General features: G+C 56.9%; 9 protein-coding genes. 7 read left to right on the top strand and 2 right to left on the bottom strand.

All coding sequences use genetic code 11. The features are described 5' to 3' along the window. Nucleotides 1–101: 101 nt before the first annotated feature. From AB1500_01000 to AB1500_00970, 7 genes are all read left to right on the top strand, one after another. Nucleotides 102–3,917 (top strand): S-layer homology domain-containing protein, encoded by a 3,816-nt coding sequence (locus AB1500_01000; GenBank protein MEW6181741.1) that lies wholly within the window; start codon nt 102–104, stop codon nt 3,915–3,917. A 53-nt stretch (nt 3,918–3,970) separates the two neighbouring features. Further along, entirely contained in the window at nt 3,971–4,669 is a 699-nt protein-coding gene (locus tag AB1500_00995) for a DUF4430 domain-containing protein (protein ID MEW6181740.1), read from the top strand. A 186-nt stretch (nt 4,670–4,855) separates the two neighbouring features. Beyond that, nucleotides 4,856–6,238 carry a stalk domain-containing protein gene (locus AB1500_00990; protein MEW6181739.1) on the top strand — a complete coding sequence of 461 codons (1,383 nt, stop codon included), beginning with the start codon at nt 4,856–4,858 and terminating at the stop codon, nt 6,236–6,238. 352 nt (nt 6,239–6,590) lie between these two features. Continuing rightward, a complete protein-coding gene (locus tag AB1500_00985) occupies nt 6,591–7,520 on the top strand; it encodes an energy-coupling factor transporter transmembrane component T (GenBank protein MEW6181738.1) in 930 nt (309 codons plus the stop codon). Then, nucleotides 7,415–9,208 carry an ATP-binding cassette domain-containing protein gene (locus tag AB1500_00980; protein MEW6181737.1) on the top strand — a complete coding sequence of 598 codons (1,794 nt, stop codon included), beginning with the start codon at nt 7,415–7,417 and terminating at the stop codon, nt 9,206–9,208. The genes AB1500_00985 and AB1500_00980 overlap by 106 nt, the downstream gene beginning before the upstream one ends. 219 nt (nt 9,209–9,427) lie before the next feature. Further along, nucleotides 9,428–10,147 carry an ECF transporter S component gene (locus AB1500_00975; protein ID MEW6181736.1) on the top strand — a complete coding sequence of 240 codons (720 nt, stop codon included), beginning with the start codon at nt 9,428–9,430 and terminating at the stop codon, nt 10,145–10,147. A gap of 69 nt (nt 10,148–10,216) precedes the next feature. Next, complete coding sequence (locus AB1500_00970; protein ID MEW6181735.1) at nt 10,217–11,332, top strand: radical SAM protein; 1,116 nt, start codon at nt 10,217–10,219, stop codon at nt 11,330–11,332. 179 nt (nt 11,333–11,511) lie between these two features. Here AB1500_00970 and AB1500_00965 read toward each other — a convergent pair whose 3' ends face one another. Both AB1500_00965 and AB1500_00960 read right to left on the bottom strand, forming a co-directional pair. After that, nucleotides 11,512–11,967 (bottom strand): hypothetical protein, encoded by a 456-nt coding sequence (locus AB1500_00965; protein MEW6181734.1) that lies wholly within the window; start codon nt 11,965–11,967, stop codon nt 11,512–11,514. A 368-nt stretch (nt 11,968–12,335) separates the two neighbouring features. Next, complete coding sequence (locus AB1500_00960) at nt 12,336–12,656, bottom strand: nucleotidyltransferase domain-containing protein (protein MEW6181733.1); 321 nt, start codon at nt 12,654–12,656, stop codon at nt 12,336–12,338. Between the last annotated feature and the right edge of the window lie 523 nt (nt 12,657–13,179).

Here is a 13,179-nt window from a genome sequence, read left to right as displayed (position 1 = left end):
TTGATTATTTAAAAGTTCCAAGCTGAGATTAACTTCAGGCAGGCCTGCCCGAAGCAGATTCAGACCGGGGGCCGTTGCCATGTTAAAGTGGGGTGTTTAGTATGAGTAATAGAAAAATGAAAAGACGTTTATTTTTATCAGTTTTGGTTGCCTTGTCGGTAGCCCTGGTTTTGGCCGTCTCGTCCCCGGTCGCAGCCCATGCGGGAGAAACGGCGGAGATCCTGCTGCAAAAGACCGTTGATTATTATACTTATCACCATACCTCCCTCGAACACTGGGAGGAAGTCGTCGGCTTAGACAACGCGGGGGTTGAAGTCGACAAGGCGCCGTGGACGTTGCCGTCATGGGATGTTGACAGCCTGGTACCGACATCATTGACGACCGATTATGCAGGCATTATCCTTGGAATGCTGGCCGCGGGTCAGGACCCGAGGGACGTCAGCGGCCGCGATATCGTCCAGGAACTTGCGTCCAGGCAGACGGACGCCGGCGATTTCGGGGCGCCCGTTAACCAGACGATCTGGGCTGTTATCGCCCTGGACACGGCTACGGAAAGCTATGACACCTCCAATGCGGTTAGTTTCTTAATCAGTCAGCAAATATCCGGCGGGGGATTTGCTCTCTCCGGCGATGCCGGCGACCCGGATACCACCGGTATGGCGTTGATCGCCCTGGCGGGCCACACGGAAGAACCCGGTGTTACAAACGCCGTCTACAACGGAAAGAACTTCCTTCACGGCGCGCAGCTCTCCACCGCCGGCTTCGGCAGCCCGGAGAACGTTGAATCCATCGCCTCGGTTATCCGCGGGTTGTTAGCCTGCGAGGAGGATATAACCGCAACGACGTGGCAAAAGGACGGCCGTACCATGGTCCACGCCCTTATAGACCACCGCCTGGCGGACAACTCCTTTGCCCATGTGGCGGGCGGCGGCAGCGATCCCATCGCGACCCGGCAGGCTCTTATAGCCCTGGGCGACCTTGTTAAGCACAACGTTTCCGTCGACATTACAAGCCCGGGCACCGAGCCCGGCGACGGCGGGTCGGCCGCGGTAAAGGTGCGGGTGGAAGGCGCGTCGAACAGCCTTGCCGAAGAGACGGTCACCGGCTGCGTCTACGCGCTGGATGCGTTGAAAGCGGCGGTCGGTGAAGAGAACGTAACGGCGCCGGGAGGCTTTGTCGCAAGCATCCTGGGTGAAAGCGGCCTGACCGGGGCGGCGCCGGGTATCGACACCTACTGGATGTATTACGTGATACGCAACGGAGAGATCGAGCCGTCGGCCTTCCTGCAGGGGGCGGCCACTTACAGAATCGCCGACGGGGACGAGGTCGTGTTCTATATCGGCGCGCTCGATTCATCCTGGGCCGCCAGGACTTACTTTCCGGCAGTGACCGTAAACCCGCCGCAGCCGCAGGAAGGACAAACGGTTACCTTCAGCGTCTACGCGGTCAAGTATGACTGGGGCAGCGGCCTTTCCGAGCTTACCGCCGAAGAAACCGCCGCCGTAGGCGAGTACACGGTGACGACCGACGGCTCCGGCTTCACCACCCGGGACGGCGAGGTGACGATACCCAACGTACCGGCGGGGGAACTCAGCTTCACCGTAACCAACCCCAACGCCGGGGGGTACCCCGACGTGGTCACCTATAAGGGGAGCGTAACGGTCAACCCTCTTCCTCAGGTGAAAGTGCGGGTGGAAGGCGCGTCGAACAGCCTTGCCGAAGAGACGGTCACCGGCTGCGTCTACGCGCTGGATGCGTTGAAAGCGGCGGTCGGTGAAGAGAACGTAACGGCGCCGGGAGGCTTTGTCGCAAGCATCCTGGGTGAAAGCGGCCTGACCGGGGCGGCGCCGGGTATCGACACCTACTGGATGTATTACGTGATACGCAACGGAGAGATCGAGCCGTCGGCCTTCCTGCAGGGGGCGGCCACTTACAGAATCGCCGACGGGGACGAGGTCGTGTTCTATATCGGCGCGCTCGATTCATCCTGGGCCGCCAGGACTTACTTTCCGGCAGTGACCGTAAACCCGCCGCAGCCGCAGGAAGGACAAACGGTTACCTTCAGCGTCTACGCGGTCAAGTATGACTGGGGCAGCGGCCTTTCCGAGCTTACCGCCGAAGAAACCGCCGCCGTAGGCGAGTACACGGTGACGACCGACGGCTCCGGCTTCACCACCCGGGACGGCGAGGTGACGATACCCAACGTACCGGCGGGGGAACTCAGCTTCACCGTAACCAACCCCAACGCCGGGGGGTACCCCGACGTGGTCACCTATAAGGGGAGCGTAACGGTCAACCCTGCCGGCGGCGGGGGCTCCGACGGCGGCACAATCAGCGTTACGATCGAAGTCACCGGTAAAAACCGGGAGACGCTTTACCCCTTTACAGCGATGAATCTCCCCACCGGGATCACGGCCCTTGACGCCCTGAAGGCGACCGGCCTCGGCGTAACACATGACGGCAGCGGCTTTGTAAGGGCCATAAACGGTATTTATAACGAAGGCGTCGAAGGCTGGAAATATAGCATCAACGGCCATGAACCCGACGTTTCGGCCAAAAGCACGATTCTCCAGAATAACGACAGCATGCGCTGGTACTGGGGCAGCGCCTATGATTCCGGACCATCTTCGACAGAAGACATCTCCGGCAACCAAGGAATCAGCCCGGCGGTAGTCGCGAAGCCCGAAACGCACACTATCAACGTTCCCGGCATTATCACTTCAACCGCCGACGGACGCAAGTCGGTGCTGGCTTCGGTATATACGGAACTCCTGGCGCAAGCCGCGGCAGGTCTTGAAAGCGGGGGTGTCGTTGCTATCCGCGTTTACGCTTACGATAATATAGCCGCAGTCGAAATCCGGTTACCCGGCGGCGGTCTTCAAGCCCTGGCCGGTAAAGATGCGGTTCTCGAACTGATTGCGGGGGATTGGACTTACATTCTTCCTTTACAGGCGCTTGATTGGGGAAAAGCCGCTTCCGGCTCGGGGGTAAGCGGTGGCGATCTTTATCTCGCCGTTGAGATGAGTGAACCGCCGGCGGAAACACAGAAGGCAATCAATAAGCTGGCTGCCACGGGCGGCCGGAAACTTCTTGCTGTCCCGGTGGAGTTCCGGGTCTGGTTTTCAACCCCGGACGGAAAACGTTTGGAACAGAACGACTTCGGCGGCCGTTTTGTGCTCCGGTCGCTGCCGCTCTTCGGCGGCGCAGTTCCCGAACAGGCCACGGGAGTGGTGGTCGGACCGGATGGTTTTTACCCGGTGCCGACGGTATTTATGGATCAGGGCGGCAAAACCTGCGCCTGGATTCGAAGCAACAGCAACTCCATTTATACCGTGATACAGCAGGAACGGTCTTTCCGTGATCTTCAGAATCATTGGGCGCGCCGGGATATCGAAACCATGGCCTCCAAACTGGTCGTACACGGAGTCGGCGGGGAAGATTTTGACCCTGATGCGGCGTTGACAAGGGCCCAATTAACCGCGATGCTGGTCAGGGCGCTGGGGCTCAGGGAGCGCCCGGGAGAAGCCGTCCCTTATAAGGATGTGGCAGCCGGCGCCTGGTACGCGAACCCCGTGGAAGCAGCCTTCGCCGCCGAGCTGGTCAAGGGGACCGGTGACGGGCGGTTCGCGCCGGAAGGACCGGCAACCCGGGAAACGCTTGCCGCCCTATCGGTGACGGTGATGAGGATGGCCGGTCAGGAACCGGACATGACGGCGGAAGAAGAGAAAAACCTGCTTGCATCCTTCAAGGACGGCCGGGAGACTTCACCGTGGGCCGGGTCGGCGGTGGCCGAAGCCGTCAGGTCAGGCGTGATCAAAGGCTACCCCGATGGAACGCTTAGGAGCAAACAGATAGCCAGCCGGTCCGAAGGGGTCGTGGTGGTAAAACGTCTGCTTGAAACGATCGAGTTTATCTAGTCCTCCGCGCAAACCCAACGGTTTTTAGTGGTTAACCTTAGGAGGCGCTTGACATGGGCACAAAATCATCATCCAAATGGCACTGGCCCGTTTTGCTGGTAATCCTGCTGGTTTTATTCGGTTCGCTCGCGTTTGCGGGCAAGTTGAGGCCGCCGGTTGGTCCGGGCCCCGTCACAAGACCGGAAAACACATCCGGACCGGATGCCGTCGAACAGAGCCGAAAAGTCGCAAAACAGCCGGCCGCCAACGTTCTCCGGGCTGCGCCCGTGCCTTCCCCGGCGGAAACAGGCCGGCCGGCGTCACCTTTACCGGCAAAGACAGCGGTTAAGGAACCGGGTGTTACAGAGCCTCCCCCTGTTATAAACAAGGCTGAAGACACCTCCGCCGCAGGAACCCTTGTTCATGTAGCCGTTGTCGGCCAAAACGGCGAAAGCATCTTTTCCCCGGCGCCGGTAAGCATCAGGCGGGATAACAGGTGGGGCAATACCGCCGTGGGAGCCCTGGATGCCACCGGCCTGCGATACAGCATGAGCCCGAGGTACGGGAGCCTCGTCTACAGCATCGCCGGGCAGACAAACAGGGGGATGAGCGGCTGGATGTATAAAGTGAACGAAGAAATCTGCGGAACGGCGGCTACCGAGAAAAAGGTTGAAGCGGGAGACCGGGTCATCTGGTGGTACAGCGCGAGTATCGACACCCCGAGCCCGGCCTGGGAGGAATTAAAATCGCCGGAAAGCCTGAACCACGGATGAACACGGACGAGTACAAATGCGGAATGAGGGATGAGGAATGCGGAATAGAGACGGAACACAGAAATAATACGAACCACGGATGAACACGGATTAACACTGATGAGCAACAGATTATCCGTATACTTTGTTTACCCGCTACTCGTAACTCGTAACCCGTGACTCGTGACTAAGGTTGGGGAGGAAAGCATGACCCTTAAGACCTTTTTCTTGAGGATAACACTGGTTTTGCTGCTCCTGTCGCTTTGCACCCCTCTTTACGCCTGGGCGGTCACCGACCGCGACCGGGCGGACCGTGCGGCGCAAAGCGCCTGTAGTTACCTTTTGGCGAAGGAGAAAAAGGACGGGCCCCTCATGTCCTGGAGCTATATTTCCCTGGCCTTGGCCGGGGAAGACCTGAGTAAAACCATGGCGGAGCAGGCGGCCCGGGAACAGGAAGACCTGGCCTTTGAGAGCGGGGAAACCAACGACTACGCCACCCTGATCTTTCTCCTGCTGGCTACCGGGGGCGATCCCCGGAACTGCCGGGGGCATGACCTGCTCGAGGAAATCGAAGACTCTCAGCAACCCGGCGGCAAGTATCCCGACAACGTGAAGCAAGGAGGAGAACGACTGGTCAACGCTCATATCTGGGCGGTCTTGGCCCTTGAAACCGCCTGCGCCGACGCAAGCCCTGAAGCCGAGGATAAAGCCCTGCAGTGGCTTGTCTCCAACCAGCACACCGACGGGTCTTTCAACTGGGACGCAAAAAGCAAGGATCCGGATGTGGACTCTACCGGGATGGCCCTGATGGCCCTGGGCGCTCTGGGAGAAGACGCAAACAGCTTTGCGGTTAAAAAGGCTGCAGCCTACCTTCAAAACGTTCAGAAGGAAAGCGGCGGCTTCGAATCCTGGGGTGAAGAAAACCTCGAAAGCTGCGGTTTAGCCGTAAACGGATTGTTATCCGTCGGAATGGACCCCCTTTGTCCTCACTGGCACAAAAATAACGGTGATATCCTCGACGCGATTTTAGGATACCAGCTTCCGGACGGTGGTTTTTCGCACACAAGCGGCGGCAGGGCCGATGAAATGGCTACCGCGCAAAGTGTATTAGCCTTGGAGAGCATCGTACACGGTTCACCCTTCTATGCCTTTATGAGAAACGCTTTCGCGAAAAACGATGATGCGGAAGAGCGACCGGAGCGCGAGGTCCGCTTTACGGTCGGCAGGGCCGGATACAGCGTACGCACCGGCGATAATACCCGCAATGAAACGGCGGACGCCGCCCCGTTCGTATCCGGCGGCCGAACTTACGTTCCCGTACGCTACCTGGCCGCAGGTATCGGTGTCGCCGCCGGGGATATTGTCTGGGATCCCGGTAGAAATACGGTGGCGCTGTCTTTTGAAGACACAAGGGTCGAGATGACCGTCGGGGATAAACGCGCCGCCGTTAACGGCGAAACCCGCCTGTTGGATACGCCCCCGCTCCTTAAGGACGGGCGGGTCTTCCTTCCGGCCCGCTTTGTGGCCGAGGCCTTCGGGTATTCCGTTGATTGGAACGCGTCCAGCCAAGAGGTTATAATCTTTAAGTAAGAATACACCCTGCAACCTAACCGCCAAGACGCCAAGTAGTTGTAGGTTAGACTGTGCCCACCGGGTTACGAGTTGTGAGTTTCGTATTGCGCGTTAAGAGTTGCGGGTTAAGTCCCTGGTCGACAGTCCTCAGTCAGGGAACATGGAAGGAAAACGGGGTTGGGGGTCCGAGTCACGGTTGCAAGTTAGGAGTTGCGAGTTCAAAGTTGGGAGTTTTGAGCGGTTACGGATTTTTATTATACATTCTACATTCTACATTCTGACCGTCTCAGTTACTCAGAAGAGGTTATTCTCTACCTTGAACCTTGAACCTTGAACCTTGAACCTTGAACGTTTTAACGAGGCGGTAAAAATGTTTAACTCGGTTTTGCGCCGCGACAGCAATCTCTTTCTGGAAAAGCTGCACCCGGCTGCGGCCCTGGCTTACCTGGCGGTTTTACTGGTCACGGCCATGTCGCTGGATCATCCTCTTTTTCTGGTGGGACTGCTGGCGTTATTAGGACTGACCGCCCTGTCGCTCGGCGGATGGGATTTGTGGAACGGCTTTTTGAAACTGGGCCTGGGCATGAGCGTTCTGATTATGCTCGTTAACCCCCTGATGGTCAGGGCCGGCGAAAACATCTTGTGGTACGGGCCACGGGCGCCGGTGGTAGGCCCTTTGAATGTGTCGTTGGAAGCGGTCTGTTACGGCGCGGTGATGAGCGTCAAGCTGCTCGACGTCGTCAGCATCTTTTGCCTTTATATTTTGATGGTTCATCCGGACAGGATGCTGGACCTGTTTTCAAGGCTGGCGTTCCGTTCGGCGCTGGTGTCCTGCCTTGCCGCCAGGATGTTTCCTACGATGACCCGGCGGCTTGAAGACATCCGCCGGATCCAGGAGTTGCGCGGCGTCGACTTCAGCCGCGGCGGATTTACGGAACGCGCGCGGAGTTATGCCGGGCTCGTCGACGCGCTGCTCCTGTCCTCCCTCGAGGATTCCATGGAAATCGCGGAGGCCATGGAGGCGCGCGCTTTCAACAGCGGGCGGCGCTCCTCCTGCCGGCCGAACCTCTGGCGCCCCCGAGACATCCTCTGTCTCGCGGGAAGCGTAACCGCGCTGGGTGTCGTCCTCTACGGGGCCGCCAAAGGCTCTCTGCACTATAATTACTACCCCGCCCTGGACCCCGTCGTTAAAGGGTGGGAAACGCCCGCCCTTTTGATTTTGGCTTTTCTCCTTTTGTCCATACCGGCCGTTATGAACTGGGGGTGGTCCCGCTGGCCGTATTTCAGAGCGAAGATTTAACCTACCGTTATCCTGAAACCGAGCATCCGGCGCTGCGGGATATCAACCTTGTTGTCGATGAGGGAGAATTCCTGCTCATCGCGGGAGAATCGGCCTCCGGGAAATCGACACTGGCCCGGGCACTGGCGGGTCTTATCCCCCATTTTTACGGGGGAAGGCTCGACGGCAGTCTGACCTACCGGGGAACGGAAATATCCTCGATGAAAAGAGGGCAGTTGGCCAGGGAGGTCGGCATCGTTTTTCAGGACCCGGAAAAGCAGCTGGTGGCGACCGGCGTGGAGGCGGAACTTGCCTTCGGACCGGAAAACCTGGGCCTGCCGCCGGAAGAAATCGGCCGCCGGCTGGCGGAGGTTATGACCTTTTTAAACCTGACCGCCGTAAAAAACGCCGACACCGCGTGTCTTTCGGGCGGGCAAAAGCAACGGGTGGCCCTGGCCGCCGTCCTGGCGATGCAGCCGAAGGTGTTGATTCTCGACGAGCCCACCTCTCAACTGGACCCCGTCGCAGCCGAAGAGCTGCTCGGGTTCCTTAAGCGGCTTAACGAAGATACGGGTCTCACCGTAATTCTTGTGGAACAGCGCCTGGAGCGGTGCTTTCATCTCGTTAACCGCGTCGTTTACCTGGAGAAAGGGACGATTGCCTTCGACGGTTCTCCCGGAGAAACAGCCCGCCGGCTTGCGGAAAAGGGGCTGCCCTGCATACCCCCCGTTGCCCGTTTCTGGGCCATGGCCGGATTTTCACCGGTGCCCGTGACGGTTAAGGAAGGAAGGGACATGCTGCGCCGGATTTTGCCGGACCGGCAAAACGGTGAGAGGTCCCGCACGCCTCACCCCCCAACCGCCGGAGCGGACACGGACAACAGCCGTCGGAAAGCACCTGAAAAGACCCCCGAAGTCGAACCGCAAGAATTGTATGTATCCCTCGAAAAGGTATGGTTCACCTACCCCGACGGCACGGAGGCGCTCAAGGACATTAAGCTGAACGTCGCACCGGGTGAATTTCTGGCCGTTCTGGGACCGAACGGGGCGGGAAAATCAACGCTTCTGCGCGTTATGGCCGGGCTTCTGAAGCCGGGGCGCGGGCGGATAGCGGGGCCGTGGGACAATAACGCTACGAAAACCGGGCCGAAGGCGATGAACACAGCCTACCTGTCCCAGAATCCGAACGATTACCTGTTGCGCGATACGGTAGAAGATGAGCTGCTGTTTACCCTGCGCAACTTCAGACTCCCCGACGACGGTGTCGTCGACCGGGTTCTGGCGGAGCTGCGCCTGGAACCGCACCGCCGGGCACATCCGAGAGACCTGAGCGGCGGCGAGCGCCAGCGGGTGGCCCTCGCTTCCATGCTCGTGGCCGGGCCGCGGCTCCTTCTGCTCGACGAACCGACCCGGGGTATGGATTACCGGTTAAAAAGCGACCTGGGACAAATGCTGCGGCGGCGGGCCGCGGCGGGAGCGGGTGTGGCGCTGGTCACCCACGACGTGGAATTCGTCGCGCAGTACGCCGCCCGGGTGGCTTTGCTCTTCGACGGGCGGATCGTGCGCAGCGGCCCTATATCAACAGTTTTAAGTGATTCTCTTTTTTACTCCACGCAGATCAGTAAGCTGAGCAAGGGGTTCGCGCAAGGTCTCCTTACACCGGAGGACGCCTTGAAAGAATGGGGACCCTATCTCAACAAGGGGCCATAGAGCAGCGCCGTCAGATAAAGAAAACAGCTTCTAAAAACGATGGCCTGTTCTTATCTTTTTAATTTTCCCGACCTCGACATCGGACTATTTGCCTTACGCTGTGTTACGGCAAAACGAATAATGAAAAACGGTGTGGAAATGGCGATTTAACTGTTGTTTTTGATATATAGCGTTTTCTTGGCGTCTTGGCGGTTGATCTATTTTTAGAAAGGTTTGAATATGCGCACGGTTTGGCGCCGAATCAGGGTCCCGCTGGCCGTACTGGTCATCCTGGCGGTCGTCGGGGCGGAACTGTCCGGCCACAGCTTTTCGGGCGGCAGGAACTGGGGCCTCCCGGCCTTCGGAATGGTGGCCGCCGCCCTGCTGCTGATGTTTTGGGCCTTCGAGGAAAAGCGGGTCTCCTCACGGGAAATCGCCGTCATAGCGGTGTTAAGCACCCTGGCGGCGGTAAGCCGTATCCCCTTCGCGTTCCTGCCTAACCTCCAGCCGGTGACCTTCATCGTCGTGCTGTCCGGGTACGTTTTCGGCGCCCGTGCCGGTATCATGGTCGGGATTACGGCGGCGCTGGTTTCAAACTTCTTTCTCGGGCAGGGACCGTGGACACCCTGGCAGATGTTCGCCTGGGGAACGGCCGGGGCGACCGCGGGGTTTTTGCGGTTTCCGCCGCGGTTCGACCGCGGGGGGAGGGTCGTTTGTCTTTTTCTTTGGGGGTACCTCTTCGGCTGGATCATGAACCTCTGGTTCTGGACGGGGTTCATCCGCCCGCTCAACTGGCAGACCTTCCTGGCGACGTATTTGGTCAGCGCTTGGCTCGATACCTTCCACGCCGCGGGCAACGTGGTTTTCTACCTGGTTTTCGGCGAGCGTTTCACGAAAATCCTGCTGCGGTTTCGAAAGAAGCTGAGGGTCGAATCTCCGGCGTTTCCCGCCGCCGGTTGATCGTTTTAGTTCATTCCGGAGATAAACCGTGCAGGAAAAACGCCTCCGACAGCCGAAAAAGATTGAACCATGGCGACGATAACCGAAAAAGAGTTCAAGTCGATTTTAAACAAATACAAATTCATCGACAGCTGGTTCTGGTTGAGGTACGGGATCAACCCGTACCACGGCTGCCGGTTCGGCTGCATTTACTGCGATTCGAGGAGCGGCAAGTACCGTCTTCCCATTGAATTCGAAGACACGATCATCGTCAAGAAAAACATTAAAGAGATGCTGGACCGGCGGCTGTCCAAAGCCAGAACCCTGCTGCCGGACGTTGTCGGCGTGTTCGGTGCGACCGACCCCTATCAACCCGCTGAAGCCGATTACAAAAACACGCGCCAATGCCTTGAGGTCCTCGCAAAGCACAGATACCCCGTCCATACCGTCACCAAATCAAAACTGATTCTTCGCGACCTGGACCTGCTGGAGACCATCGGCGGGAACAACTGGTGCACCGTTTCCGTGACCATCACCACCGCCGATTCGGACGTAGCGCGGTTTTTGGAGAAAAGGGCGCCGTCCCCCCAGGCAAGGTTCGACGTCATAAAGACCATAAAGGAAAGAACGAAGCACGTCCAGGCCGGGGTGTTACTCATCCCCATCGTCCCCGTTCTCTGCGACTCCGGCGCCGCGCTGGAGGAGATGTTTCAAAGAGCGAAAGCCGCGGGGGCAGACTACATCCTTTTCGGCGGTATGACCTTGCGGGACACGCAGGCGCTGTGGTTTCTCAAGCATATCAACGAAAAATGTCCCGTGCTTATCTCCGAGTATGAGGAACTGTACCGGTTCAAGTACGCCCCGGATTCTTACGAAGGGGCCTACGCGCCGCGCGGCGACTACGCCCTCAAACTGCACAAAACGCTCTTCGCCCTGTGCGATAAGTATCAAATACCTTACCGGATAAAACGTTACATCCCGGACGATTTCAGGAGAATCAACTACCTGACCGCCGAAAAACTCCTCAATGAAGCCTACCGGCTCCAGATGACGGGGAAGGCGTGGAACGGCATCTTCTGGGCGGGCCAGAACATCCAGAACCTGAAGGAATCCGTAGCTGATGTGGCCAAGAAGAACGAGCTGCAAAAAATCCTAAACGTTAACGCTAAGATCGAATCGTTCATCAGAAAGAGCATCGGGGTGTGAACTCCGTACGCCAGCCTGCGATAAAACAATAACAGAGGTGGTTTCCGCCACCCCTTACTTTCCCCGCTAAATCCTCTGTAACTCGGGTCATGTTTTTCCGCTCTATATTTCGCTTTAAAACGAGTCAATTTGATTTCCACCGTGCCCTCTTGGAGCCCTTGCGCCCCAAGGGTTTGACATCAGATCTCCATTAACCTATTCAATCCGAGCACCTGATAAACTGTATTTCTATCCTCTCCGCAACGAAGAATACGCCGCAAATACCAGTAATGACCGCGGCGCCCGCCGGAAGGGCTGAGGTAAAACGGTAGATCATCGAAATAAACCCTTGCGTAATCAATTACATTGTCGATAAAATCCTCTGCCGCTTCCCGTCTAGTAGCACCAACACCGTAAACACCCGTTTCTAAATTATATAGAGAGTAATGCCCGCCTTCCTCGCCGGGTTGATCAAGCCACTCATAAGAAAAAGTCTTCGACTCGCACAACTCATCAAGCAAAGCGGTTGAAATAAGCGAAACGGGCTGGTCATCTTTCCGTTTGGCATCTGCGAGTAGAAACTCTTTGCCGGCGGCGGCTCCACGCCTTAATAATGTTAATTTATTTTTGGCCTCGTAAACCGGAATGTAATGCATTAAAGACACCCCTTCGAAAATCTTTGCCTCCATAATAACACAATATGGCCATATTGGCCATATTCCAAAGAGAAGAAAACAAAGCTTTTGCCTTATAAGATGACTCACCGCAACCTGCAACCGGTTTTTAGCCTATAACACATTCCGCCTTTCTTAACTTCAAACGTCGAACGTCGAATTCCGAACTGACCTCCAATAAGGTCCCTAATGGCTGTATGACAATCCTTTATAGCGGGTCAATTGGATTTGTAGGTGATATTACGCCTGCCATACTTCAGCCAAACTCTCTCTAAACAATTCATCCAGTTTTTCACCGAAGATCCTCATCTCCATAAGCGAGCCACTGGATAACCTTTCGCATGACCTCGCTATCGACTACGCTCATAGAGAACTTTCCCTTCTCTCCACGCCGGTCGCGCCACCGTACCGGGGATATGGCGGTCGCGTTCAAATTCTTCCGGAGTGAGCACAATGATATCTCTTGCAAATTTCAACCCGCGCAAGGCCCGGTCCATCGCCACCATGAGCGCCCGTCGACTTCCGGAAATGGGACATACAACAAGAATATCCACGTCGCTGCGCTGATCGGCGGTTCCCCGCGCCTGCGAACCAAAGAGGATTATTTTATGCGGCTGAAAACCGGAAACCAACCGCTCCGTAGCCTTATTCAGATCTTCGCCGTCTACCAATTATTCCACCTCCATGACCTTTACTGCCCCAGGCTCGTAAATCGCTTGAGCTATTTAACTTATTTTACCATCACCGTGTCAAAAGATACACTTATAACATCACAAAAAAGCTCAATCTCCCAACCACAGATTGCAACCATTGGAACTCCTTTACTCCGCAAACACCGCCGCAACCTCGTCCGGCTCCCTGATTACCGCCCGGCGCCAGCGACCGAAACCGCCGTTCGCGTTGACAGCTTTTACCCAGTCGTCCAAAGATTCATGTTTTCTTTTGTCCTGTTCAGTCTCCTGTCCCTTTGTTTCAAGGATGAGAAACTCGCCCGTTTTCAGCCGGATGATGAAATCGGGCCGATGTTACAGTACAATGCTCTCTAATACGTAAAGGGCAAGCAGTTTCAATTTCACCCGACGCTATGGCCACGTGCAACGCAAACAAATTCACAAAGTAAAGCCTGACCCCAGATATGACCCCAGATAAGTTTTCTTTTACTAAGGGTCAATGCTTTCCTTAATAGGTAGGTCT

It is taken from the genome of Bacillota bacterium (assembly GCA_040755295.1).
Taxonomy (GTDB): Bacteria; Bacillota; Desulfotomaculia; order Desulfotomaculales; family Ammonificaceae; genus SURF-55.
This window is presented reverse-complemented; position numbering and strand designations above follow the sequence as displayed.